Consider the following 25,666-nt stretch of genomic DNA (forward strand, 5'->3'; position numbering starts at 1 on the left):
TTGTATGAATCAATTTTTGTATGAATCAATACATCTGAGCTCATATCTGCGGCTGCCAAGGCCAAGAGAATGGGCTGCCTCCACCGTGTGTATCCCGTTCCGGGATTCTATGCGCTCTATCAGGGCAGCCTTTCCGTCATCCTCAGAAGCGTATACTGCATCCACACACGCCTGGTCCAGGGCCACAGGATCTGCGGATGCGAAAATACCGATGTCCCCCATCTCCGGGTCATGGGGATGGGCGTCGCAGTCGCAGTCCACGGACAGACGGTTGGCCACATTGATGTACACTATATTTTCACGGCCCATATAGTCCATGACGGAGCGATCCGCGTCCGCCATGGATTCTAGGAATGAATCGTGGTCCGCTGTAAATACATCCTCAAACCGGGTGCTGGTGCCGGAAGAGTGAATCCATATTTTGCCGTAAGAGGATGCAAGCCCAATGGACATGTTCTTTAAAGCCCCGCCAAAGCCTCCCATGGCATGGCCTTTGAAATGAGAAAGCATGAGCATGGAATCATAGTTTTGAAGATGGGATCCCACATAATTTTCCGTCAGATGATGACCGCCTGTTACCGGAAGGGGCATATGGCCCTCTTCGTCCAGGATATCACAGGGAGCAATGGCTGTGAACCCATGGTCCCGCATGGTCTCCCAGTGAGCTTTGGAAGTGTTCCTTCTTCCCTCATAGGCAGTATTGCACTCCACAATGGTGCCCATAAGTTCCTGTACAAGGTTCCTGATAAGCTCTGGCTGCAGGAAATTGCGGCCGCCCGGCTCCCCTGTGGAGATCTTTACCGCTGCGCTGCCGGGGAGCGAGACACCCAATGCGCGGTAAATCCGGACCAGGCTTTCCGGCGTGATTTCCCTTGTCATGTAAACGATAGACATATTGATTGTCCTCCTTGAAATGTTGTTGTTAAGCTGTAATGAGAGTCTACAACTTAAAGTCAACTCCAAGTCAAGAGAAAATGAGGAAAATTGACCTAAAATGTAATATTAACTTCTTGTTTCACCAACTAAATTCGTGATTGACGATTTCAGTCTTACACAGAATGTGATATGATTCTCTTGGTAAGTGGATTCCTCCATTAGGAGGATTATTATGCCTAAGAAAAAAGAATATGATCACAAGCACCTTTCAACCAGCCAGCGCATTCACATCGAAAAAGGATTAAATGACGGTTTGTCCTTTGCTGCTATTGCAAGAAAACTAGATAAGCATCCCAGCACCATTGCAAAGGAAGTTAAAAAATACCGGACGCTTCAGCCCCGCGAGAAAGACCCGAAGAAGCCGGCCAGGTGTGCCCTCTTCAAAGAGTGCACCCTGCGTTTCCTTTGCGATAAAAAAGACTGTGTAAAGATGTGTAAGAGCTGCTATGATATAAAGCTGCAGGTTTCAAAATGCAGCTATCTGTGTTCTGAATACCGGGAGCCTCAATGTGCCTCTATATCTAAAGCACCTTTTGTGTGCAATCACTGCGCAAGGCAGCGGACCTGCAATAAGGAAAAAGCCTACTACATTGCCCAGAATGCAGATCAATCCTCTCAGGAGCTGCTTGTATCATGCAGGCAGGGGATTAACCAGGCTCCTGCCGATATCGCAATGCTTGATACGCTTATCTCACCATTGCTTGCCCAGGGACAGTCACTGGCGCACATTTATGCCTTTCACGGACACGAGATTCCTTGTTCCAGAAAGACGCTCTACAATTATATCGATCAGGGTGTTTTTACTGCTAAAAACATCGATTTACGCCGCAAGGTACGTTACAAATGCAAGCCAAGAAAAACTGGTACAAGGGTCAGCCTGGCTGCAAAAGAATTCCGTATAGGACGAACCTACGAGGATTTTCAAAAATTCATTCAGGAAAATCCTGATATTCCAGTTGTCGAACTTGATACCGTAGAAGGCGGCCGGGATAACAGCACGCAGGCTTTCCTTACCATCTTTTTCCGGAACTGTTCCCTTATGCTTATTTTTGTGCTGCAAGAGAAATCACAGGACCAGGTCATAAAAGTTTTCGACTATTTGACAGAAAAACTCGGTATTAAGGTTTTTCAGGAACTGTTCCCTGTAATCTTGACTGATAATGGTGTGGAATTTCAATTTCCAGAACGATTGGAGTGTGATAAAAATGGTGAAATTCGCACCAAAATCTTTTACTGCAATCCGAACTCTTCCTGGCAAAAAGGACGTATCGAGAAAAATCATGAATACATCCGATATGTGATTCCCAAAAGCCAGAGTCTGGATCACTATAAGCAGAGAGATGCCTGCGTACTTATGAATCATATCAACAGTGAAGCCAGAGACAGCCTGAACGGCTGCACTCCATTCAGGCTGTCTAAGATGCTTTTAAATAACAGGTTACACAGACTTTTATGTCTCCAGGAAATACCTGGCGACCAAGTCCACTTAAAACCATCGTTACTTAAAAAATAGAATTAGAATCAAGACGGAATCCACTGCCGAATTTAATCCTACAAAAATTTGGCATGTGGAATTTAGTCTTGCACACTTACCCAGATGCCTGTTTGCCATGCTTGCACACATGAAAACAGGCCCCTGTAAGGTCATTGTAACTCTATTTTTGTCACTCGTAAACCGAAATGAAGCGAATTAGGTGCTGCAAAATCAATGTTTTGTAGAAATCACGAATTCACTCTGTAATTTTACCATGAGGAAAATTGACAAAATTAAGCGTAAAATGCTGTTATATATCCAAAATATTCTCAAATGCCGTGAAGAGCAATCGAATCCAACAATCAGCTCCCGCCCTTTTCAATGTCCCTGATATGGAATCTCACCACATCTGCTCCGCTGGAATCCGAATCGCGTATGACATCAATGGCTGCTTCCAGACGGACATCCTGCTCCAGGTATTGAGGGGTTGTCATTCCTTCTATTATAAAACCAGGAGTAAATGCCATTGTCACGGGCTGATTCGGATTAAAGGCCACAAAATCCGTATAAATGACATCCCGGATGCGGCTGCTGTCCAGGTCCTCTAAGGGTAAGGATACGATTTTTTCCGACTCATCGTAGAATGTGACCATGTTTTTCTCCTTGTCGAGTTTATAGGACAGGCGCCGGTCCAGCTGTTTTTCATAGTCCTCTTCCCGGAATTCATATGGTTCCAGATGTCCTGTGTCATATCGCAGAAAGGCATAAAATTGCTCTCTGGACAGGGAAGTGCCAGTCATGGTATGAAAGGAGGCTTTCAATATGCCGTTCTCCTGGTCCCATCCCATTTTAGGAAGAATCAACCGGGGAGAAGTATAGGGAATGGAGGGAAATGAATTCATGTTGCCCTCCCAGTCCGTGATGTAAATACCGTCGTAATGTCCTGCCGGCCCTGCATAGCCGTAGAGACGGAATTTGTTCTGGGAAAGGGCTGATAAAAATACTATTCCCTGCGCATCAGGCGCCTTTCCAAGTTCTTCTAAAGATACAGGCTGAATCTCCTTCTGCGCAAAGGCTTCCTCTGTTTTCCAGAATCCTTCCTCCGCCCTGCCTGTCACTGCGGCTGTATCCCTGTCCTCTGTTTTACCGGTTTTATCCTGTCCCTGTCCAGACAAGGTGCCGGAAACTTCATGGGGTTTACCTGATGCTTCCGTCTCCCCTCCTGTTGTTTCCGATGATTTCCCGCTGCCGGTTACCACCCTGATGCCATAGATACGGTTATCATAATCACTCATATGGACGAAACCGTCAATGGGATCCATGGCTGTGATATCGAGAGTATCCTTTTCCGTACCCGTAAGCATAATCCAGTGCACGGCCCCGCTTTTACGCTTTACCTTTACAATTGGATACATTTTTTCATCCAGCAGGCGGTTGATGCTCTCGCTGGTGGTACCGCAGTCCAGGCGGACCCTGGCATAGGGCAATGCCTGTTCCAGTTCCTTCCACACAATGGCTCCGCGGTCATTATAAACCTTATTTTCATTAAAAATCTGATTCAGTTCCCCCGGCGAAAAACTGTGCACCCCCTGAGCGGTCAGGGATGCAGCGATGCAGCTGGTCAGACATCCGGAACTTCCCATGGTGTCCTTTGAACTGCCCAGAGGATTGCTGCTCCAGCGCGTATCATGCTGGGAATACGAGGTATAGATTTTATTATCCACAGCAGCTTCGTGGTAATCCATCCCGGCTATCACAGTGCCGGTCTCCCTGTGCCTTGTCATGAATACAGCCAGGACGGCAGCTAATACCAGAATGCCGGACAGGGCTGACACAATCATGTATCTGCCCTTTCCCAGCTTATGAGGTTTGTTGCTGTTTGGTTCTGTATCCTGTCTGTCCTCCTGGTTTTGTCCGTTTTTTTCTTCTGTTGTTGGTTCCATATAAAATATTTGCTCCTCCTTACCTGCCCCTTTATCTGTTTCCAAACCGGGATAATCCCGCCAACGGCCTTTGTCAAAAGTATAGCAGGAGAAGTAAGAAAAGTCTTTGGGCACTCCTTACGATTTATTACGATTCCCGTACCAGTTTTCCCACTGTTCACGGCTCCCGCAATACACATTCATATCAATGAATGTCTCCTCTCCCTCATATCCCCCAAGACGCTGGCGGTTGGTATACTGCCACAGCAGCCATGGTTCCCCCTCGGTGCGGGGCTTTGTTTTTACGTTGCGAATCCAGAGCGGATACCGGTCAAACCTTCCGCGGATGTACAGGTTCCAGGATTCCTCCGTGGCATAGATTACAGGGACTATCCCATACTGTGCTTCCAGTCCTTCCAGCAAGGCCCCAAGCTCCTGCTCCACGTCCGCCGGATTTGGAGGATTGGCAGCCTTGTCACCGTAAAACTCCACGTCAACTGCCGGCGGAAGCATCCCTTCCCTGTCAGGCAGACATTGGATGAAATGCGCCAGCTGGTCCTTCCCGCTGCTGTCAAAACTGAAAAAATGGTATGCTCCCACAGCCAGGCCGGACAGGGCCGACTCAGACCAATTCTGATAAAATTTCTCATCCACATGGGAACTGCCCTCTGTGGCTTTGATGTAAGCAAAATCAATATCCTGCCTTCCCAGCACCTTCCAGTCAATTTCGCCCTGGTAATGGGACACATCCACCCCCCGTACCGGATAACGTGTTTTTGAAGGATTGTTTAAGAGAATCCATCCGTTCCATATCAGATAAGCCATGATACCGGCAGCAAAAACCGTCATGACAACGAGAGCGGCCAGTATGCGGAGCCATTTGTATCTGTGTTTCATGTGAAGTCCTGCTTTCCTGAACCCCAATCCGTACTGCTGAAGCTGTTTCAGTAAGATATCAGAAGGTTCATCTTTTATCATTATGCATTACCTGTCCTGGCTTTTCAAGTAAAATGAACATAGAAATTGAACGGTTTTCCAAAAAATCCGCTGCCGGCATCTTCGGATGGGTTCTGCTTAAAACACAATAAAAGGATGCATGTTCTCTTTACAGAGTTTGCATCCTTTTATTGCAGATAAACAATGCGGCGGTCACACCCTCTACGCAGTCACACCCTTGCCCGGAGCTGCCTTATCTGCCTCTGTATCCTTATCCAAAAGCTTGCGGATGCCCTCAAAGGCAACAATCACGCCCAGAATCAGAAGAAGAACTGCGAACACCAGCTGAAGCGCGTTGCCGAATACAAACTGGCTTGACAGGGCCGATATAAGGTCCTTGATTTTAAGGCTCAGGGCCGTAAAGGTGACGCCCAGCATGATAACCATGGGCCCCCAGAGCATGACGCCCTGTCTGTGTGTTTTTTTCAGGAATACGGCGCAGGCAATCAGGGCCAGCGCGGAAAGCAGCTGGTTGGCAGAGCCGAACAGAGGCCAGATGCTCGCGTAACCTGCCCTGGATAATGCGTAGCAGAGAGCCAGGGTCAGTATGGTGGAGAAATATTTGTTAGTCAGCACCTTGTTCAGGGAACTCTGCCGTGATGGGTCAATATCGTCGTTAGTAAAAAATTCCTGGAAAGCAATACGTCCCACGCGCGCCACGGAATCCAGGCTGGTCAGGGCAAAGGCTGAAATGGACAGCGTGATCAGTGTATAGCTGATGGAATCAGGCATTCCCAATGTGGTAAGAAACATGGCAATGGCCTTGGCAAATACCTGTGGAGGTGTTCCGGTTGGAAGGCCTTCACTGGTAGCCAGCGCACCGACAGCAATCAGCGCGGTAATGGCCAAAAGACTTTCTAACAGCATGGCGCCAAAGGATACCGGCAGCATGTTCTTTTCATTTTTTATCTGCTTGCTGGCTGTTCCGGAGGATACCAGCGCATGGAAGCCGGATACGGCACCGCAGGCAATTGTAACGAACAGGGTTGGAAACAGATAGGAAATATTTCCCTTTGCATCTGTAAACACAAATGATGTAAAGGAGGGAAGGTTGATGGCCGGATTATAAACACATATTCCCAGAACCGCACCGATAATCATGGCCAGCAGCAGGTAGCTGTTCAGATAATCCCTGGGCTGAAGCAGAGCCCATACAGGAGTCACGCAGGCAACAATCACATACAGGAATACGAAAATGAGCCATGCGCTCTGGGGCACATAGACGGGAAATGCCAGTCCAAGGGCGACAGCCAGCACAAGAAGTCCGATGGCAACCAGGGTATTTACCAGCTTGCTGCATTTTCCATACTTCAGGAAGCATCCCAGTACCACTGCAAATGCAATGAATAAAAGAGATGTGGTGGCAACGGCTCCGTTAGCAGCGATTCTCTCGCCTGTGGCTGCATCAAAACCATTGAATGTGCCTGCCACAATGTCAGCAAAGGCCGCCACTACCAGGATGGAGAACAGCCAGGTGAATAAAAGGAACAGCCTTTTGCCGAGCTTGCCGATATAAACCTCGATTATGTAGCCAATGGAACGTCCCTTGTTCTTGACGGAAGCATACATGGCGGCAAAGTCCTGAACCGCGCCGAAGAATACGCCTCCCAGAAGAATCCACAGCATAACGGGCAGCCAGCCAAACATAGCTGCCTGGATGGGGCCGTTGATGGGGCCTGCTCCTGCAATGGAGGCAAACTGGTGGCCGAATACCACGTTGGTATCAGCCGGCACATAGTCCACACCGTCCTCCATCTCATAGGCCGGGGTCTTTGCATCGGGGTCAACGCCCCATTTCTTTGCCAGATATCTGCCGTAAATCAGATAGGCACCGCCTAATACCACTACGGCTAAAAGCATCATAACTAAACCATTCATCATCAAGTCTCCTCACGTATATAAAGTAGGTTTCAAAGAGTTTGTCCGGGAAATGCCTCTGCATCCTGCTTAAGCCCCCTGCACTGAAAAGAACAATAACCGGCCCTGTAAAAAGAAAAGGTCCCTGCACCTTGCGATGCAGAGACGAATCAATCCGCGTTACCACTCTGTTTGCCGCCCCGTAAAAGGACAGCCCCTTAAGTTCCTGCTGCTCTCAGTCAGCCGGAATCTTTGTTAACGGAAAGAAACCCGTCCATCCCTACTGGCCTTTCTCTCGGGAAAGGGGTTCAGAACAGAAGCTGTTGGGTGAGGCCATGATTCCTCTCGCGCGCCCTTCCACCAGCCGGGCTGCTCTCTGTGCCGGAATCTGAAACCATGACATGTCCCAGTCATTGCTTTTCTCAAGTATCAAACTCTTGATGTCAAGAAGTTTACCACTTTAACACAGAGAAATCAATGATATTTTAACACTTTTTTTATACTTTATTTATATATTTTTCATAACTACAGGTTATACGGATGCAGAACCTTCCGCTTCGCGGGATATGGCGTCATCTGCAATGGCCTGCACCAGCCCCTGTATATGGTATGTTCCGGCAGTGATATCTGCCTTTATTCCATGTTTTTTTAACTCCCCTGCCGTTATGTCCCCGATGCATACCAGCCTGGTCTGTCCTGTCCTTTGTCCGGGATTTATATTCAGGCCGCTTGAAAGATAAGCCCTTACACCGGACGCGCTGGCAAAGGTGATATAGTCAAATCCCTCTTCCGCCTGCCTCTGTTCACTCGCCAGCCTGCCTTCCACCTGGTAAAGAACAATGTCATCGTAAACAAGTCCGGCTTTTTCCAGTATACTGGTCAGTACAGGTGATCCGCCTTTGGAGCGGGCAATGAGGATGCGGTCGCTGTCTGTAAGGATGGATGCCAGTCCCCGGGCCAGTGCCTCGGCACAGAAGGAATCCGGCATATAGTCTGCATGGAAACCGAAGTTTGCCAGTTCCCTGCCTGTGCCGTCGCCGATAACGGCAAATTTTATATGACCCAGCAAGCGGTAATCCATGCCGGAGTGTTGCATTTCCTGGAAGAACAGGCGCACACCATTGGCGCTGGTGAATATCAGCCAGGTGTATGCAGCCAGGTTTCGGTAGGCTTCCTGCATGGCAGGGCATTTTGTATGGGATATCACTTTCATCTCCAGGATTGGTGAGACAACCGCTCCCTCCTGTTTAAGGGCATGTCCAAGACTGTCTGTAAAATGCCGTGTGCCAACCATACCGATTCTGTATCCGGCCAGGGGACCAAAAGAACGGCATTTCAAATCGCATTTCATATCAAAGGAGGCTGTTTCGCCCACAACAATAATGGCCGGAGTGCCGATCCCCGCCTCCATTACCTTGGCGTGAATCCCGGAAAGAGGCGCCCGGACTGCCCTCTGGTCCGGCAGGGTGCCGTTTTCAATGACAGCCGCAGGTGTGTCCGGAGCCATTCCTCCCTCAATCAGCCTGGCTGTAATGACCGGAAGCTGTCCCAGTCCCATTAAGAATACCAGGGTGCCCGGCAGGGAACCGTATGTTTCAAACTCAGGAGGGAGACAATCCTCTCCGTCCCGGGTGTGGCCTGTAATCACATGGAAGCTTCTGCTTACCCCGCGGTGGGTTACGGGAATCCCGGCGCATTCCGGGACCGCTATGGCGGATGTTACGCCAGGAACGGTTTCGTAGGGAATCCCGTGGGCCTCCAGTGCCTGGATTTCCTCGCCGCCCCGCCCGAACACAAAGGGATCCCCTCCCTTTAGCCGGACCACCGTAAGCCCTGAAAGGGCCAGTTCCACCAGAACGGCGTTTATCTCATCCTGTTTCATGGAGTGATGTCCGGCCTGTTTGCCCACATAGATTTTACGGCAGGCGGAGGGCACCCATTCCAGGAATTGTCTGGATGCCAGATGATCATAGACAAGGGCGCCGCAGGAGCTAAGAAGCGCCTGGCCTTTCAGGGTCATCAGGGCCGGGTCCCCCGGACCTGCGCCCACCAGATATACCATTCCCTTATTCTCCATATCACATCAATCCTTTCCATGCTTCTGACGCCAGTTTTTCTATATCCCTCCGGGAGGTACCGCCGGTCAGGTGAATCCGCTTTACCTCTTCCCTGGGGCTGCTGATGCCCCATACCTCCAACTGCCCGTTTTGAAGGACAGAGTAGATGCCGATGGGCTCATGACATCCCGCATCCAGCTGTTTAAGGACGCTTCTCTCCAGATCCAGGCACAGCCGTCCCTGGGCATGGTCCATGGCCTGGGCGAGACTGTGGGCCGCGGTTCCTGCTTTTGCCTCCACCGCCATCAGTCCCTGGCCTCCTGCCGGTATGAATTCTTCCGGAGCCAGAAACGTATATTCGTAGGTATCCTGTTCCAGCAGTCCCAGCCTTTTTAATCCGGCAGCCGCCAGGATGATACCGTCAAAGTTCTCCTCTTCCAGTTTCCTGAGCCGGGTGTGAACATTTCCCCTGAGAGTGCTGCATTCTGCCCCGGCAGCCTCCGGCCACAGTGTTTTGCACATCAACCGGGCCTGAAGCTGCCGCCTTGGACTGGAGGTGCCGATACGGACCACGCTCTCCGGCCGGATCCTATGGCCTCTCATGGTGACCAGCACATCCCTTGGGTCTTCCCGCCCGGATACCGCTGCAATGGTCAGTCCTTGGGCCAGCTCCATGGGAAGGTCCTTGGCGCTGTGGACCGCAAGGTCTATGACGCCTTCCTGTATGGCCTGCTCAAACTCAGATACAAAGACACCCTTGCCCCCGAATTCCTGTAAGGGCTTGTCCAGTATCCGGTCCCCCAGGGTATCTTTTGTTACGATTTCCACCTGTATGCCAGGACAGACCTGCCTTAATTCATCAGCTACAAGCTGTGTCTGAATCAGCGCCAGTGCGCTTTTTCTTGTTCCAATGCGGATGATATCATTCATGTTCCTGTTCCAGCTTTCTGTTTATTATAATTTGCGCCTGTTCCCGTGTGAGACAGCCGTTATGGCTGAGCCCTTCCTCCGCCAGCTCGTAAAACAAGGCTGAACGGACCCGGGGCGAGTCAGGGAACAGGTCTTTGACCGTCTCTCTGTAAGCTCCCAGCCGGGTTGTCAGCTCTCCCAGGCTGTCCGGCATTACGGACCGGATTCTGGCCTTCAGGTACCTGGCTATGACAGGGCTCATGCCGCCGGTGGAAATTCCCACCACCACAGGTCCGTCCCGTACAATGGACGGGAAGATAAAGGAGCATTCCTCCTTTACATCCACCACATTTACAGGAATCCTTTTTGACCTGCACAGTACGGATATTCTGCTGTTAAGGCCGGGCTCAGACGTGGCCGCAATGACAAAGTCGGCTCTATCCAGGTCCCTGTCCTCGAACTCTCTTCTGGTCAGCTTGAGAGTGTCCGTGTATGCGATGTCTTGCGCCATCTCATCCAGGCCAGGGGACATGTCCGGGGATACTACCTCGATGACCGCTCCATAGGGAAGCAGATCATGCACCTTTCTCAGGGCCACGCTTCCACCGCCCGCAATCAGCCATCTCATTCCCTCAATATCTGCAAAAAACGGAAAATATGCCATGAAGTTCGCTCCTCCCATTCTATCCCCGGACAGAGCCGTCCGGGCGAACGTACCGAAAAAGACGCAGACAGCCATTCACAAAACCTCCTGTCTGCGTCTCTTTCCTGCTATTTTTATCTGCAACATGAAGAAAATCAGCGCATGTCATGCTGCTTTCTTCGTTCATCTAACAGACGTTCAAAATCCTCTTCCGTATAACCTATGTCCGCCAGACGCTGTCTGCGCTTTTCCCTGAGGATACGCTGGCGTTCCCGCTCCGCTGCCTGCCGTCTTTTAAACCAGAATACTCCGCCGCCGGCAATCAGCGCCAAGACCAGGACAGCCCCGCCGCCTATGAGCACTGCCCTTGGAAGCTTAAGGCCGGTTTTTCCGTCCTGTCCGTCCTTTTCGGGCTGGCTTTCCTGGGGCGTATCCTCACCAGGCTCGGAGGGAGTTGCGTTAACAGCCTGGACCCTGGAGCTGTAAATCCATGCATCTCCAACTCTCCGCTCATTATAGGTGTAGACCAGCCTGGCCACGGCCTCCTGGGGATGGTCCTCAGGCAAATCCGTCTCCAGCGCCTTGTCCGCATCTGTAAACTGTGCGTCATTAGGTATGGTGATAACCGCCCCGCTTTCAATGGATAGTTCCGATGGATCATATGTCTCCCCGGCAATGGTTACAGGCGTGTCTCCTGTGACATATTCGATTTCATTGTCAGCTATGTTCACATTCTTGAATTTTGCAAAGCAGAAATCCAGAATGGTCTTTGTATCTGAATAATGGGTTTTCTGGGTACTCTTAAGGGTAACTGCTATCTGGCCTCTGCCCTCCCGTCTGGCATAGGTGACAAGGGTCTGTCCTGCCTGGGATGTCCAGCCGGTCTTACCTGCAATGGCATCGGGATAATAGTTGGAATCATCCGACAGCAGCATTTTATGCTCAATGGAAAAAGTCCGCCCATTGGGGTTGTTGGCAGTGGCTGGTATAGTAGAAGTTCTGGCTGAGGCAATCTCCAGCACAGTGGGGTTCTGGAAGCAGGCCCTGGCTATGATGGCCATGTCGTAGGCCGTGGTGCGCTGGGTGTCGTCGTTCAAACCGGATGGATTGGCAAAATGGCTTTCATTACAGCCAAGCTCCGCAATCCGCTGGTTCATCATATCCACAAAAGCCTGTCTGCTTCCCGCCACATACTCTGCCAGAGCATTGGCCGACTGGTTGGACGACTGGAGGAGCATGGCGTAGAGACACTGGCGGACGCTTAATACATCCCCTTCCTCCAGGTTGAACTTGTTGCCGGCCCCGGATTCCACATTGTATATGGCGTCATGGGAAAATGTGACCGGCGCGTCCAGGTCATTGGTATTTTCAATGACCACAAGGGCTGTCAGCAGCTTGGTGATGCTGGCCGGAATCTTCTGCTCATGTATGTTCTGGGCAAACAGCACGGCTCCGGAATCCATATCCATGACAATGCCGGCCTCTGACTGAATCCCTGTGTCTATGGGCCAGTCCGGTTTTGCGAAGGCGGTGATGGTGGCCATTGAAAAGACCATGATTAGACTTGTGATTATGTAGGATATACGACGCATAATTACCTCTTCTTTTTTATCAAAATAAAACAGCCTACCCATGATTATATTTTAATAAAGGGCCGCTGTCAATGAATTAAAATTACTAATTGTATCTCGTTGAGAAACGAATCAGCCATGCAGTGGGAATTGCGGTATACTTTAGATGGCATATCCTGGAAGCAGTGCCATTATTTTATACATCACTGGAGGTAAAAAAGAGCATCCTTCTGAATCCCTGTATCATCACCGTATACCTGGGCATTGTCCGCTGGATGTCCGGATTTCCGGTTCCGGATTTATAGACACAGCCATTGCCAATACAGGAGACGTCACGGTACGCCTCATAACATTGGCAACGGCGGCCTTCTGGCTGCCAAATACGGGGCCATGAGGATTATGCGCTGTATTGTCACCACCGCCATCATGTCCCTGGCAGCCATTCCGGTTCTGATGCTGTCTTTATAGGGATACATACGTTGTTACAATATATCCCCGGAAGATTTGGCAGGCTCAGAAGATTCAGAATTCCCGTCTTCCGCTGCCTCCCCCGGAATATATTCAATATGGTATTTATTCTTTCCGTTTGCCTTTGCTTGATACAAAGCGTGGTCAGCCATCCCAAACATCTCCTCATAGGATATATTGCCGGTCCTGCCCACTGCAATGCCCATGCTGCAGGTGGCATTGAAATCAGGGTTATCCTTTAAAGCCCTATAGACACGGTCCGCAAACCGTGTCAGCTGGTCCGCATCTTTAATCCCGCCCATGAACAGCATGAACTCGTCCCCGCCAATGCGGCCGGCCACATCATCCTGGCGCACACATCTGTGTATGGTATCACCAAAGGCCCTGAGTACCACATCACCGGCCTGATGCCCCCTCTCGTCATTGATGTGTTTAAAGTCATCCAGGTCCAGGATAAACAGGGCACATATGTCCCCTTGTGCATGTTCCAGACAGGCGCGGCACAGCTCCTCCGTGGTGCTTTTGTTTTTCAATCCGGTCAGGGCATCAGTCTGTGCCTTGCGCCTAAGCAGGGTCTGCATGGCAATAGCAGCCTTCAGCTCCTCATTCTTCTTCTGGAGAATCAGATTCTGCAGTTTCTGATGGCGGGCATCGTAACGCATGAACAGGATTCCCACTCCCAGCAGTGAAACCGCTATAACCCCAAAGGCAAAATATAAGGGATAAGTCTGTATGAAGTAGCTGAAGTCCTTGTTTTCCTTGCCTGAAAGCAGGGTTGCATACACAGCCTCATCCATAGCCCCCTCTCCCGCCTTTGCAATGGATTTGGAGAGGACCTGGGCCAGCAGGGGATTGGCACTTTCCGAGACTCCTATGTAAACAGGTGAAACAGCCGTACTGCCGTCCACCACCACAAGATTCATGCCCAGAAGATTCCGGTCCGCCGACAGCTTGATGGAGGATACCATGGCACAGTCGGCATTTCCGTTTTCCACCGCTGTGAGACAGTCTTTAGGGGTATCATAGGTAACAATCTCCCATTTGGGATACTTGTCTTCCAATACCTCCTGCAGGCCGTCCACTTTTTCTACCATTGCAATCCGCTGGTAGGAGGAAAGATTCAGAGGCTCATCCTTTTTACCTACCAGGCTAAAACTGCAGTTATAGTAGGGGATGGTATATTTAAGACTGCCGGACATTCCGCTTCTTTTCTGCTTAAATACACTTAAACGAATCTGGGCATTTTCTCGGAACAATTTATCTGCTGAAGCCTCTTCCGGTTCCAGTGGAATGAACTCAAAATTCAATCCGCTCACCTTGGAAAGGTGCCTCATATAGTCCACGTAAGCGCCCTTGCATGTTTTTTCCTTCTCGTCATACCATTCAAAAGGATAGTCGGACCGGGCCACCAGCACTGATACCGGCCCGGTCTGTTTCACAAACTGGCTCTCCTCCCGGGTAAACTCTGCAAACTGCCGGTCCATCTCATGGTAATATTTTTCATAAAGTCCTGCCGAGTAATAGGGATTATCTATGAAAATCTGCTTCAATGCCTTGTTCAGCCGCACCATCAGCCCGGGCTTATCCACCGACGTGATGAAGTAAGCCGGCATATAGTCAATCTTGGCCAGAAGCTTCTGGTTCATGTTATATTCCATATTGCCGTTGATAATGGCATCCACATCCTCACGCTCCAGGGCCTCCAGTATCTGGGTGCCGGTATCATAGTATACGGCTTCATAGGAAAATCCATGATTCTCTGCATATTCGGCAAATAAATCATTCAGGAAGTTACCCTTAATCATGCCTACCCGTATTCCCTGGAACCCGTGGTAATCATCATAATACAGACGTTCGTCCGACTTGCGCCCAACCAGGGCGGCAAAATCAAAACAGCACTCGTAGCTGCTGAAAAGGAAATCCTCTGCCCGCTCCTCGCTGTATTCAGCAGGGAGCAGTAAATCCAGTTCCCCTCTGCGTAGCATATCCAGGCACTCCCCCCAGGGCGCCTGGATATACTCATATTCCCATCCCGTATATTCTGCTATTTTATTCAGATAATCCGCCCCATATCCTATTGCATAGCCGTCCTGGTCTATCTGGATGAAATCCCCGATATCCACACAGCCTACCCGCACCTTCTCCGCTGCCTGCACAGGCAAGGCTAAAAAAAGGCACAGAAGGAATGATGACACAATCAGGAAAATCCTGTATTTAGCCGCCGCCAACTTCTTCATCCCATCACCCACAGGTTATAATTTGTTTGTTCTAACAATATATTGATTATAACATGCAACTATGGAGGATTCCAGTAGTTCGGCTTAAATTAAGCATTGATTTCTTTCAACTTCCGGAATATGTCTTCCAGCCTGACATATGCGTCACGGTATACTTCCATAACCTTTATAGCGCAAAAAAAGGCAGAAGGCCGAAAGGCCTGTCTGCCGGTTAAGGAAGTACATAATAGTTTCATAGATCAGGAGCAGGTTAATAGAACAATATTAAAAAAGCGCAAATCAGTCCAGACGCGCCTTCAAAAGCTCCAGCCCTGCCAGTATCACACCGCCCAGTAAGAAAAACAGGATGCTGAAGGTGGACGGACTCATGGGCGCCCTGGGCACATCCAGGGTGGTTGGCCCCATGGTGATGGCATAGAGGGAACCCGTCATCAGGCCGATGATGGTGTAAATGGTCTGGGAACGGTACCGCTCCAGGCACATCTTGATGATTTTAATGATTCCCACAATCCCTGTGACGACGCCCAGACCAAATACCATCAGGATGGGGAAATAGTCCATATTCATGTGCAGGAATTCCTTCACAGCACCTATGATGGGCACATAGAGCCCGAATATGAGAAGAAGTGTGGAACCTGAGATGCCCGGCAGCACCATGGCCGTAATGGCAATCATGGCTGTGAAGAATACATACACCACCAGCCCCAGTGACAGATGCTCCACCGATACACTGATCCCCTCGCCGCCGGAGGGATTAAAATAGGTGATGCAAAATACCAGCAGAACTCCTATAAGGGTGAATACAATATTTCCGTACCTGTCTTTAAGAACTTCTTTTTCCTCACGGATCACCATGGGAATGGCGAATAAAGTCAGTCCAAGAAACAGGGAGCTGATCCGGTAGATGTGAACCTCAAAAAGGCTGGACAGAATCAGAACCGACATGCAGAAGCCGATGACCCATCCCACTCCCAGCTTTACCAGAAACAAAAAGGCAGCCTTCCTTCTGCCGTTGTCCCGGCCCATAAGGTCGTTCAGGGATTCAATAAATGTATCATAAAAACCCAGTAAAAAAGCAATGGTTCCTCCGGATACCCCCGGAACGCTGTCCGCCAGAGCCATGCAGAAACCTCTTATTCCATTTAAAAGCACGTATCTTTCCTCCTGTCATTTTACTGCCTTCCGGCCGCACCGGATGTCAGCATGTTTTTCTCTGAATCATTATACAGGAATTGACAGAAAATTCAAGCACGGTTTTTCATTGACGTTTCTGTGATCTTATATTTTCTTCCTTCCCTTTAATTTGTTCCTGTGGTATCATAGTAATAATTTAAATTGTGAAAGGAAGGGAAATCCCATGTATGAATTGATTCAGGCCGGTCCCAGAAGTTTCTATATTAACAGTCCGGTCAAAATAGGTGTGTATCTCATTGATGATGAGAAAGTCTGTCTGATTGACAGCGGCAATGATAAGGATGCCGGACGCAAGGTGCGCCAGATTCTGGAACGGGAGGAATGGTCGCTCCACGCCATCATCAACACCCATTCCAATGCGGACCACATCGGCGGCAATAAATATCTGATGCAGCAGACCGGATGCAGGATTTATGCCAGCAGCATGGAAGCTGCGTTTACCAGACATCCCATACTGGAACCGGCCTTTCTCTACGGCGGCTATCCGTTTAAAGACCTGCGCCATAAGTTCCTGATGGCACAGGAAAGCGATGTCAGCGATGTGTCCCGGCTGTCAGAGGACCAGCTGCTAAAAGACCTGGAACTGATTCCCCTTCCCGGCCATTTTTTCCAGATGATAGGCATTCGCACCCCGGATGACACCGTGTTCCTGGCCGACTGTCTCAGCAGCCGCGCCACCCTGGAAAAATACAGGGTCTCCTTTATCTACGATGTGGCAGCCTATCTGGAAACCTTGGATAAGGTGGCATCCATGAAGGCAAACCTGTTTGTACCGGCCCACGCGGAAGTCTCTTACAACGTGGCAGCCCTGGCTTCCTATAACAGGGACTGCGTCATGGAGATAAAGGAACTGCTTCTGGAGCTGTGCCGCGTCCCCAGGACCTTTGAAACACTTCTTAAGGAAGTCTTTGACCACTATGGGCTGGTCATGACCTTCCAGCAGCATGTGCTGGTGGGGAGTACGATACGTTCCTACCTGTCCTGGCTTAAGGATATGGGTGAAATGGAGGCTTACATAGAAGAAAACTGCCTGTATTGGAGAAGCTGACAGGCAGCCCCGGTTTCACAGGTACTCCTAGTATCACAGGCAGGCTCTATATAAGGTCCATGAAGCTCAGCTGCTCTCCCGCTCCCTTGTCCTCGAATTTCTGAAGATAGGCAAAGAGCTTATTGATATCAGTTTCCATCTGCCGTTCTCTGCAAAGGCGCTTAAAAAACGCCATAAGCTCTTTTTTGCGGGGGCTTCCCACCTCATAGGCATTTCCGTACATATCCATGTACTGTTTTTTCAGGCCCGGATAATGTTCATCCAGCCTGCTGTAAAAATATTGTCTGTCTCCATCCCTTAAGGTCACTCCAATGTCAAAGGCCAGGATGCCGTGGACCCTGGCCCTCTCCCCGTACTCGATGATACCCTGAATGTTTTCCTCGGTGTCGTTGATGAAGGGAAGGATGGGACACATCCAGATAATGGCGGGAATCCCCTCATCCCGCATGATCTCCAGCACCTGGGCCCTGCGGCTGGTGGTGCATACATGGGGTTCAATTATCCTGCACTGGTCTTCAGCGCAGGTGGTCAGGGTCATCTGGACCACGCACCTTGTCTTTTGGTTGATTCGCTTAAGCAGGTCCAGATCCCGCAGAATCAGGTCTGATTTCGTCAATATAGAGACTCCGAACCCATAATGTTCAATGATTTCCAGACATTTCCTGGTAAGCCCCAGGCTGCGTTCCGCCGGCATATATGGGTCGCACATGGCCCCTGTGCCAATCATACACCGCTTTCTCCTGCGTCTTAAGGCCTGCTCCAGCAGCTCCGGGCCGTTTATCTTTACCTCAATGTCCTCAAATGCATGGTCCATGCCGTAGCAGGTGCTTCTGGAATCACAGTAAATGCATCCGTGGCTGCACCCCCGGTAGAGATTCATCCCATTCCTGGCCGACAATATGGATTTGGCTTTTACTTCATGCATTTTTGCATTCCTCTCCCTGATGTCACCACACTGTGACCAGTCCGATTTGTTCCTGTATCAGTTCCTTTGCACGGTTGAAACGCTCCAGATATGTGCCTCCGATACAGTGGTACTCCACCCTGTACCGGTCTAACAGTTCTTTAATCCGAAGGCTGCATCCCTCCCTGTCCTGCCGTATCTTTTCATTGCGTGTCCCGTCCTGGATAAATTCCACATCCGGTTCCAGAAACAGCACAAGATCCCAGCGGTCTGTCTCATGAATGGCTTCAGCCAGCTTCGTACACACCGTCAGCTCCTTTTGCTTATCTCCTAAAAGAAAATGACTGTAAAACAAGGTGGTTACGGCGTCTGTGTCCACAAACAGGATTCGGTTGCTGTGTTTGGCAGCCTCCATCACATTGATTTTCTGGCGCAGCAGGTTTTCGTACAGATCCTCCGCTATCATCAGATCTTCCCCGCCCGCATAATCGCAGGTATCCCTGCCGGCCTCACTGACATAGTTGGTATTATAGGCCAGTGCCAGATTCCGGACCAGGGTGCTCTTTCCCGTGCTCTCGCTCCCCAGAACCAGCACACGCCGGGCATAGTAATCCCGGCACACAGAGGGAATGTAATCCCAGTGTCCCAGCGCCCAGGCGCGGATGTCCGTGGAGCACACCGGCACCTCGCTCCGGTCAAAGTAAATCACCTGGCTCTCAGGTCCGTACAGAGCCTCGAACCGGCCTGTTCCCAGATAATCTGTCCCGCAGAACACAGCGTCAATAGGCTTTCCTATGACTGCCTTTATATCCCTGGCTCCCTGTTCCCAGTACCCCGGTGTATCATATTCCTCCTTGGTAAGGGCCTGGTCCTCCACCATCCGTATCATTACATTGGAAAGATGTCTGGTACTGTTTAAAATCCACCGGTAGCGCATCTCCTTTGAGGTGGACTCCCGTCCCCGGCACCAGCTGATAACCACATAGAGCTCCCTGCACATGGCGGCTGCCCGGATGATATCGTGGATATGGCCTGTGTGCAGGGGGTCAAAGGATCCCCCGAACATTCCCGTCTTATACTTCATTGACATGTTCCCCGCTTTCCCTGAACCATTTTACAAACATAAACATGGCGTTTAACAGATAGATGCACCACATCAGTAAGGTGGCGATATCGGTCCCGCCCTTCTGATAATCCGCAAACCACATGAATACAGTCACCACATCCACCACAATCCATACTATCCACTGCTCCATAAGGCGCCTGACGCTGAGAAGCATGGCCAGCACAGACAGGCAGGTGCTCATGCTGTCGATAAAGGGGAGGTTTCCGCCTAATCGTTTCAATACCAGCCCGTAGCCGCAGATGGAGACAGCGGACAAAACCAGAAGTAGTATCTGTCTTGAAACGGTAAGCCTGGTTTTCTCCACTTCCTTTGTCTTACCGTCCATGTGTTTTTTCCACATGAACCATCCCACAAACTGCATAGGGACATAGTAGCAGGCATTCAGCATGACTTCTCCGTAATATCTGGCCCCAAATGCAATCCAGGCATAGAGAACTGTATTCACCAGTCCGAACAGATAGCAGCTCATCTTGCCCTTTCCGGTCAGTATGACGCAGATCACACCGGTGAGGGCCATGGTAATGCCCAGAACGTCGTCACCCCAGTGTATGGACAGGGCCGTGATGATGGTGCAGGCAGCTGCCAGCCATATAATCTCCCAGGCCTTCCAGCCTGACAACTCATGTTTCAGAAATCTTCCCATCCCCGTTCCCCTTCTTGTATGTTTTTAGCGGCCGCAGCCCTTTACAGGCCACGCATCCTATATAGATCAGTCCCATATATCCCACAAAGGGATAAAATACATTGATTAAGCGGCTGAATGGAAGCATTCCCAGCAGGAACGCAAATACAGTCACCGCCGCTGCGGCCATCCTGTTTCTGCCGGGCGCAGAGAATGAGAAACGGCTGCAGACCGTCCACATCATGGTGGAGCAGGAGGAAAACATACCCAGGACAAGGACAACGGAAAAAACAGCGCCCAGCACATTGGAAATATGTCTGGCCAGATACAGAGTGGGAACCGCCAGGGACGCGGCATCCTTTGAGTGAAGCAGGATGGCGGTATTCATGATGGCAATGGCCAGTATCATAGTTAAGGCGCCCCATACAGCCCCCCATTTGGCTTCCTTCCTGCTGCGGGCCGTCATCCCCAGAGCCGTAAAATAGGTGCTGCCGCTGAGAAAGTTCAGGGATATGTAAAGGACAGAGCTGATAAGCCAGTTAGGCGCTGACCGTGACGCCCCCAGCCCAGTCTCATACTGGCGGATATGGGAGAGATTTGCGGCGCCGCGGATTACGGTTGCTAACCCCACCATAAGGGTGAACGCGATTATGACAGGACCGATGGTGGATACAATACGTACCATTTTTTCAAATCCGGTCAGATACGCACACAGGACCATGACCGCCATTATCATGGAACCCAGATATCTGTTTATTCCGTAATACTCTGAAATCGTGGCCCCTGCTCCTGAAATCAGTACAGCCATAATCATGAGCAGCGTGACTGGAATCAGCCATGAATAAAACCTTCCCACATTTTTTCCGCAGAAAAAAGTGAAGTGATTAAAATTCACCTCTTCCCTGTGGGCATATCCTGTGGTAAGCAATACCTGGCCCAAAAATAAAAAGCCAAGGAGATTCAGCAGCACCACACCATAACTGTAGTATCCGTAACTGGTAAAGAACTGAAGTATCTCCTGACCTGTAGCAAAGCCTGAACCGATAATCCAGGCAATAAAAGCTCCTGCAAACGTAACCACATTTCGGATGCTGCACCTGCTGCCCTTTCCCTTCATTCCTGTTCCCCCTGTATCCGCACCTGATTTTGTTATATTATAGCAGAAGGCACATAAAAAATATAGCATTGAATACCATAATTCATATTCAATGCCATATTTATCTACTATTTCATCTCAGATTATAATTTCTGTTCTTTTACTCTCCCTGGAGCGCGTCATACCCCTGCTCTCCGGTACGGACCTTCACTACATTTTCCACTTCGTACACAAAAATCTTCCCGTCTCCGATATTGCCTGTGTAAAGAGCTTTCCTGGCTGTCTCTAATACATCCTCCACCGGTACCTTACTCACCACCACTTCCAGCTTCATCTTCGGAAGAAGGGCTGCTTCCTCCACCTTTATGCCGCGGTAGTAATTTACATGGCCTTTTTGCGTTCCGCAGCCCATGACCTGCGTGATGGTCATACCGGTAACTCCCAGCTCCGTCAGCGCATCCTTAAGGGCGGTGAACCTGGACTGGTTGAATACCACCACCACCTTGGACAGCTTGACACTAGCGGATACCGGCTTTGCCGAAGGGTAATGCTCCACCGGAACTGCCTTTTCAACAGGGACACCTGTATCTGCTGCTCCTTCCTTTGCTTTTCCCATAAATACCATTGGCATGAAATCCGCATAGGAGCTGGCCAGATTGTGTTCCGTTACATCCAGTCCCTTTGTCTCCTCCTCTTCGCTGGCCCTGAGACCAATGGTATGCTTCAGCACACGAAAGGTGATAATCATGGTCACGCTTACCCAAAGGATAACGGAAACAACACCTAAAAGCTGTATTCCCAGGAAGGAGAAACCGCCTCCGTATGCAAGGCCTCCATCCACCGCAAAGACGCCGGTGAGAAGGGTGCCTGCGGCCCCGCACATGCCATGGACCCCGATGGCACCTACCGGATCGTCTATCTTACACACCTTATCAATGAATTCAATGCCGAATACCACCACAAAGGCTGCTATGAGTCCGATAAAAAACGCGCCCGCCGGGCTGACCATATCACAGCCGGCTGTGATTGCCACCAGACCGGCCAGGGAACCGTTCAATGTCATGGAGATGTCCGGCTTTCTATAGCGCAGCCAGGTGATAATCATGGTGGCTACGGTGGCTGTGGCAGCCGCCAGGTTGGTGGTTACAAAGATATTGCCGGCAGAATATACGGCCGCGTCACTGTCCATGGCTACGGTGGAGCATCCGTTAAAACCGAACCAGCAGAACCACAGGATGAACACGCCAAGGGCGCCAAGGGTAAGGCTGTGGCCCAGAATCGCGTTTGGCTTTCCGTCCTCAGTGTACTTTCCCATACGCGGTCCCAGTACCCTGGCTCCAATCAGGGCCGCAGCCCCGCCGCACATATGGACGGCTGTGGAGCCCGCGAAATCGTGAAATCCCATCCGGGCCAGCCAACCGCCGCCCCAAATCCAGTGTCCCGACACAGGATAAACCACTGCGCTGATGACAGCGCTGTAGATACAGTAAGAAATAAATTTGGTGCGCTCCGCCATGGCACCTGATACGATGGTTGCTGCCGTGGCACAGAACACAGTCTGGAAAATCAGATAGGCGGGAAGGGGAACGCCGGCCGGAAGGATTCCGGAATAATCTCCCCGCACCAGCGGATCAAATCCTCCAATAAAAGCCCCCGCTCCTCCGAACATGATGCCGAAGCCTGTAAGCCAGAACAAAGGGGTACCAATGGCAAAATCCATCAGGTTCTTCATGATAATGTTGCCTGCGTTCTTCGCTCTTGTAAAGCCGGTTTCCACCATGGCAAAGCCTGCCTGCATGAAGAAAACCAGGGCCGCGCCTAACAGGACCCAAATTGTGTTTACCGCTGAAAATTCCATCATACATTCCTCCTTGAGGTTTTATTTTTGTTGGGGATGCGCATTCATGGGGGAATACGCAAAAAGAGGTGCATTACCCGCCCGGTACCTGGCTGCGGCAATACACCTCTTTGTGTATCTGTTATCTGCGCAGAAAATAGAGAAAGCGCCGGATGTCTAAGCACCGGCGCTTTTCTTTATGTGGCTTATTATAGTTTACACTTTACGAAAAGTCAATGACTAATCAGATTTATTTTTAACCCCGGCTCACAGCCTTCCATCTGGCTTTCTGGCCTTCAAACTGCTCGTTCAGCCAGTCCACTCCCTTTGCAATGCCGTCCGCGTCAAAGGACAGGATTTGCTGTTCCTTTTCTTCTTCCGGAGTAGCATCATAGCCATAGGGCTCAGGCCAAATGGTAACACTCAGGCGGGGGCCGTCCTCACCTTCCAAATCCAGCTTCTCCATACGAAAACGCATGCCGTTGTGGCTTCCTGTAAACTTCTCCTTTTTCAGGAAATTAACCGGCATAAAATCCCTTAACTCCAGCATATGCTATCCTCTTTTAAACTACTTTTCATACTGGCTCAGCTCCACCAGGTTCATGGTCAGATCCGTGATGGTTTCATCGTCCACCTGGGCTGCCGTATAGAGTGTGTACTTGGTGCTTCCCCACTCCCATGAAGCCAGGCGGCCGCCGCTGTCCGTGGTCTTAATCAGGACCTCCAGGCTGGTTTCACCGTAATCATAGTTCTGTGCAATAGCCTCATCCTTAAATCGCTCGAAAATTCCCGCAAAGTCCTCTGCCGTATCCGAGGCCCTGTAGGTGTATGCCACACCGTCCAAAGTGAACTGGGCATCCGCTACCTCCTGGTTGATAATGAAAAAGCTGGTATCCTCAGCCCCCTCCGGCAGCACCATATGGACGCCAATGGCCTCAAAGGCCAGGACATCCTCTACCTCCACCATGGGATTGGGCAGTTCCTGGTTCCCGGCTTCCGGCTCTGTTGCTGTTTCTGCCGGAGCGGATGTCTCTGCCTCAGACGTCTTAGCAGGCTCCTTTTTGCTCCCGCATCCTGCGGCCAGCAGGGCCGTAAGCGCTATTGCCAGCAGAATACCCTTTCTGCCCATAAACCTTTTGATTCGATTCATGTAATTCCTCCTTCCATCCGTCCATGCACAGGTCACTGCCCTTTCTGCATGGGAGCCACCGTCTCACAATATTCCTGCAGCGCCTTGTGAAGCTGCCCCTGTGAAGTCTCGTCGCACAGCACCACTATCTTGTCACCTGCCCTGAGCGCGGTATCTCCTCTGGGCACAAACTCGGCCTCCCCGCGCATAAGGGATACCACCAGAGAGGTCCTTGGCCAGGCGATGGCTGAAACCTTCTTTCCCTCAGCTGCGCTTCCGTGGTAAATCATACCTTCCACCAGCACCTTTTCCCCTGTAAGCGTGACCTTTTTGTCCGGGTTCTGCTTTGCCAGAAGGCGGTGCAGAAGCTGGTCGTACACCGGTGCGCAGTGAACCATATCCGGAACCAGATATGCTGCCAGTGAAACCATGGACAAGGTCAGCAGATGGGAAAAGGATCCTGTCATCTCACTAATCAGTATGATGCCTGTAATCGGCGCCCGCACAATGGCGGAGAAATAGCCCGCCATGCCCAGGATAATGAAATTCCCCACCAGGCCGCTCAGTGAGGGGCTGACAAGAAGGGCCGCATTGTAATATATGCTTCCTATGATGGCCCCCATCACCAACAGGGGCAGGAAGATGCCTCCCGGAGCTCCGGATCCGAAGCTTATCATGCTGAAGGTGAATTTGACCACCAGCAGCAGACACAGCGCCCCAAGCGCCATCTCGCCCGTGGACAGCTCCTCCACCAGGGCATGGCCACCGCCCAGCACGCTGCGGTATGTAAAACCAAACACGCCTGCCAGCAGAAAGGGGATCAGAAGCTTCACCGTGCCCCAGGGGATTTTTCCGTACAAGTCCTGGGTTTTAGACAGGGTGGTATTATAAACCACGCCCATGGCTCCCATGAGCACACCCAGAACCAGCACATGTCCGTAGGTGCCAAGGGGCATCATATGGGTGATGTGAAAGGAAAATACCGGCGTAAGGCCGAATACATTCCTGGATACAAAATCCGAAGTAATGGATGCCGCCATGGAGGAAAGGAGAAGCTCCGGTGAAAAGTGCTTATGTACCTCCTCCAAAGAAAACAGTATGCCTGCAATGGGCGCATTAAAGGCGGCCGACAATCCGGCGCTGGCCCCGCAGGTAATCAGAAGTTTTTCCTCTGTTTTCACACGCTTGGCGGCTCTTGAGAACCCCTTTGCCGTCATGGCTCCCAGCTGAATGCTGGGGCCCTCGCGTCCCAGGGACAATCCGCATCCCAGGGATATAATGCCCCCTCCCAGCTTGGCAAGCAGCACACGCCACCATTTTTCGTCAATTTCCCCGATGATTTCTCCTTCAATCTGGGGAATGCCGCTGCCTGATATCAGGGAATCCCATTTAAGGAGAAGGGACACCACACACGCGGCAACGGCCAGAATCAGAATCCATACCGGCACAAACCAGGTATGGCTCTTACCATAGTCCAGTATCATGTTCAGCAGTATATCCGCGGAACCGATGAGATAGCGGAAGGCCACCACCACGGCGCCTGCCAGGGCTCCCACCACTACCCCCTCTAAAATCAACTCATAACGAAAACTCCGGTAACGGTTAATGGTATGAGTAACCGTATGTTCTTCCGGCTGCAT

General features: G+C 50.6%; 20 protein-coding genes. 2 read left to right on the forward strand and 18 right to left on the reverse strand.

What is annotated here, in order from left to right; all coding sequences use genetic code 11:
* Window positions 1–9: 9 nt before the first annotated feature.
* On the reverse strand, window positions 10–894 hold the full coding sequence (locus tag CGC65_RS15415; protein ID WP_002567754.1) for a DUF362 domain-containing protein: 885 nt from the start codon (window positions 892–894) through the stop codon (window positions 10–12).
* A gap of 214 nt (window positions 895–1,108) precedes the next feature.
* Between CGC65_RS15415 and CGC65_RS15420 the strand changes: the two genes are divergently transcribed.
* The gene (locus CGC65_RS15420) at window positions 1,109–2,449 is read left to right on the forward strand and encodes an IS30 family transposase (RefSeq protein ID WP_002564285.1); all 1,341 of its coding nucleotides are present in this window, start codon (window positions 1,109–1,111) and stop codon (window positions 2,447–2,449) included.
* A 323-nt stretch (window positions 2,450–2,772) separates the two neighbouring features.
* Here CGC65_RS15420 and CGC65_RS15425 read toward each other — a convergent pair whose 3' ends face one another.
* The 9 genes from CGC65_RS15425 to CGC65_RS15470 all read right to left on the reverse strand — a co-directional run bounded on the left by CGC65_RS15425 (window position 2,773) and on the right by CGC65_RS15470 (window position 16,222).
* Window positions 2,773–4,353: a hypothetical protein gene (locus CGC65_RS15425; protein WP_002564286.1), complete on the reverse strand. Its 1,581-nt coding sequence runs from the start codon at window positions 4,351–4,353 to the stop codon at window positions 2,773–2,775.
* Between the two features lie 117 nt (window positions 4,354–4,470).
* Complete coding sequence (locus CGC65_RS15430) at window positions 4,471–5,229, reverse strand: glycoside hydrolase family 25 protein (RefSeq protein ID WP_002564287.1); 759 nt, start codon at window positions 5,227–5,229, stop codon at window positions 4,471–4,473.
* 261 nt (window positions 5,230–5,490) lie between these two features.
* Window positions 5,491–7,209, reverse strand: coding sequence for a carbon starvation CstA family protein (locus CGC65_RS15435; protein ID WP_002564288.1), 1,719 nt, complete (start codon window positions 7,207–7,209; stop codon window positions 5,491–5,493).
* Window positions 7,210–7,717: 508 nt separating this feature from the next.
* A complete protein-coding gene (cobA, locus tag CGC65_RS15440) occupies window positions 7,718–9,262 on the reverse strand; it encodes a uroporphyrinogen-III C-methyltransferase (protein ID WP_007036797.1) in 1,545 nt (514 codons plus the stop codon).
* Window position 9,263: 1 nt separating this feature from the next.
* Complete coding sequence (hemC, locus tag CGC65_RS15445) at window positions 9,264–10,172, reverse strand: hydroxymethylbilane synthase (protein WP_002564290.1); 909 nt, start codon at window positions 10,170–10,172, stop codon at window positions 9,264–9,266.
* Complete coding sequence (locus CGC65_RS15450; protein WP_002564291.1) at window positions 10,165–10,890, reverse strand: precorrin-2 dehydrogenase/sirohydrochlorin ferrochelatase family protein; 726 nt, start codon at window positions 10,888–10,890, stop codon at window positions 10,165–10,167. The genes hemC and CGC65_RS15450 overlap by 8 nt, the downstream gene beginning before the upstream one ends.
* Window positions 10,891–10,949: 59 nt before the next feature.
* The gene (locus tag CGC65_RS15455) at window positions 10,950–12,386 is read right to left on the reverse strand and encodes a D-alanyl-D-alanine carboxypeptidase family protein (protein WP_002564292.1); all 1,437 of its coding nucleotides are present in this window, start codon (window positions 12,384–12,386) and stop codon (window positions 10,950–10,952) included.
* A 461-nt stretch (window positions 12,387–12,847) separates the two neighbouring features.
* A complete protein-coding gene (locus CGC65_RS15465; RefSeq protein ID WP_002564293.1) occupies window positions 12,848–15,061 on the reverse strand; it encodes a transporter substrate-binding domain-containing diguanylate cyclase in 2,214 nt (737 codons plus the stop codon).
* Between the two features lie 288 nt (window positions 15,062–15,349).
* Window positions 15,350–16,222, reverse strand: a complete 873-nt coding sequence (locus CGC65_RS15470; protein WP_319638739.1) for a DUF368 domain-containing protein — start codon at window positions 16,220–16,222, stop codon at window positions 15,350–15,352.
* A gap of 205 nt (window positions 16,223–16,427) precedes the next feature.
* Between CGC65_RS15470 and CGC65_RS15475 the strand changes: the two genes are divergently transcribed.
* The gene (locus CGC65_RS15475) at window positions 16,428–17,312 is read left to right on the forward strand and encodes an MBL fold metallo-hydrolase (protein ID WP_002564295.1); all 885 of its coding nucleotides are present in this window, start codon (window positions 16,428–16,430) and stop codon (window positions 17,310–17,312) included.
* Between the two features lie 46 nt (window positions 17,313–17,358).
* Here the strand turns inward: CGC65_RS15475 and CGC65_RS15480 are convergent, their stop codons facing one another.
* The 8 genes from CGC65_RS15480 to CGC65_RS15515 form a co-directional block, all read right to left on the reverse strand.
* Window positions 17,359–18,237, reverse strand: coding sequence for an SPL family radical SAM protein (locus CGC65_RS15480; RefSeq protein WP_002564296.1), 879 nt, complete (start codon window positions 18,235–18,237; stop codon window positions 17,359–17,361).
* A 22-nt stretch (window positions 18,238–18,259) separates the two neighbouring features.
* Entirely contained in the window at window positions 18,260–19,300 is a 1,041-nt protein-coding gene (locus tag CGC65_RS15485; RefSeq protein ID WP_002564297.1) for an AAA family ATPase, read from the reverse strand.
* A complete protein-coding gene (pnuC, locus tag CGC65_RS15490; protein WP_002564298.1) occupies window positions 19,290–19,985 on the reverse strand; it encodes a nicotinamide riboside transporter PnuC in 696 nt (231 codons plus the stop codon). The genes CGC65_RS15485 and pnuC overlap by 11 nt, the downstream gene beginning before the upstream one ends.
* Complete coding sequence (locus tag CGC65_RS15495; RefSeq protein WP_002564299.1) at window positions 19,963–21,081, reverse strand: YkvI family membrane protein; 1,119 nt, start codon at window positions 21,079–21,081, stop codon at window positions 19,963–19,965. Before CGC65_RS15495 ends, pnuC begins: the two co-directional genes overlap by 23 nt.
* Window positions 21,082–21,220: 139 nt before the next feature.
* A complete protein-coding gene (locus CGC65_RS15500) occupies window positions 21,221–22,918 on the reverse strand; it encodes an ammonium transporter (RefSeq protein ID WP_038281975.1) in 1,698 nt (565 codons plus the stop codon).
* A 235-nt stretch (window positions 22,919–23,153) separates the two neighbouring features.
* Entirely contained in the window at window positions 23,154–23,447 is a 294-nt protein-coding gene (locus tag CGC65_RS15505) for a hypothetical protein (RefSeq protein WP_002564301.1), read from the reverse strand.
* An 18-nt stretch (window positions 23,448–23,465) separates the two neighbouring features.
* Entirely contained in the window at window positions 23,466–24,047 is a 582-nt protein-coding gene (locus tag CGC65_RS15510) for a hypothetical protein (RefSeq protein ID WP_002564302.1), read from the reverse strand.
* A 32-nt stretch (window positions 24,048–24,079) separates the two neighbouring features.
* Window positions 24,080–25,666 carry a ClC family H(+)/Cl(-) exchange transporter gene (locus tag CGC65_RS15515; protein WP_002564303.1) on the reverse strand — a complete coding sequence of 529 codons (1,587 nt, stop codon included), beginning with the start codon at window positions 25,664–25,666 and terminating at the stop codon, window positions 24,080–24,082.

The organism is Enterocloster bolteae (assembly GCF_002234575.2).
In the GTDB taxonomy this organism is placed as follows: domain Bacteria; phylum Bacillota; class Clostridia; order Lachnospirales; family Lachnospiraceae; genus Enterocloster; species Enterocloster bolteae.

Bases quoted from the DNA above. Each gene is read 5' to 3' on its own strand.
- pnuC (WP_002564298.1), bottom strand. From the start codon at position 19,985: ATGGGAAGATTTCTGAAACATGAGTTGTCAGGCTGGAAGGCCTGGGAG.
- CGC65_RS15450 (WP_002564291.1), bottom strand. From the start codon at position 10,890: ATGGCTGTCTGCGTCTTTTTCGGTACGTTCGCCCGGACGGCTCTGTCC.
- CGC65_RS15505 (WP_002564301.1), bottom strand. From the start codon at position 23,447: ATGCTGGAGTTAAGGGATTTTATGCCGGTTAATTTCCTGAAAAAGGAG.
- CGC65_RS15500 (WP_038281975.1), bottom strand. From the start codon at position 22,918: ATGGAATTTTCAGCGGTAAACACAATTTGGGTCCTGTTAGGCGCGGCC.
- CGC65_RS15415 (WP_002567754.1), bottom strand. From the start codon at position 894: ATGTCTATCGTTTACATGACAAGGGAAATCACGCCGGAAAGCCTGGTC.
- CGC65_RS15510 (WP_002564302.1), bottom strand. From the start codon at position 24,047: ATGAATCGAATCAAAAGGTTTATGGGCAGAAAGGGTATTCTGCTGGCA.
- CGC65_RS15435 (WP_002564288.1), bottom strand. From the start codon at position 7,209: ATGATGAATGGTTTAGTTATGATGCTTTTAGCCGTAGTGGTATTAGGC.
- CGC65_RS15475 (WP_002564295.1), top strand. From the start codon at position 16,428: ATGTATGAATTGATTCAGGCCGGTCCCAGAAGTTTCTATATTAACAGT.
- CGC65_RS15480 (WP_002564296.1), bottom strand. From the start codon at position 18,237: ATGCATGAAGTAAAAGCCAAATCCATATTGTCGGCCAGGAATGGGATG.
- CGC65_RS15495 (WP_002564299.1), bottom strand. From the start codon at position 21,081: ATGAAGGGAAAGGGCAGCAGGTGCAGCATCCGAAATGTGGTTACGTTT.
- cobA (WP_007036797.1), bottom strand. From the start codon at position 9,262: ATGGAGAATAAGGGAATGGTATATCTGGTGGGCGCAGGTCCGGGGGAC.
- CGC65_RS15420 (WP_002564285.1), top strand. From the start codon at position 1,109: ATGCCTAAGAAAAAAGAATATGATCACAAGCACCTTTCAACCAGCCAG.
- CGC65_RS15425 (WP_002564286.1), bottom strand. From the start codon at position 4,353: ATGGAACCAACAACAGAAGAAAAAAACGGACAAAACCAGGAGGACAGA.
- CGC65_RS15515 (WP_002564303.1), bottom strand. From the start codon at position 25,666: ATGCAGCCGGAAGAACATACGGTTACTCATACCATTAACCGTTACCGG.
- hemC (WP_002564290.1), bottom strand. From the start codon at position 10,172: ATGAATGATATCATCCGCATTGGAACAAGAAAAAGCGCACTGGCGCTG.
- CGC65_RS15455 (WP_002564292.1), bottom strand. From the start codon at position 12,386: ATGCGTCGTATATCCTACATAATCACAAGTCTAATCATGGTCTTTTCA.
- CGC65_RS15485 (WP_002564297.1), bottom strand. From the start codon at position 19,300: ATGAAGTATAAGACGGGAATGTTCGGGGGATCCTTTGACCCCCTGCAC.
- CGC65_RS15430 (WP_002564287.1), bottom strand. From the start codon at position 5,229: ATGAAACACAGATACAAATGGCTCCGCATACTGGCCGCTCTCGTTGTC.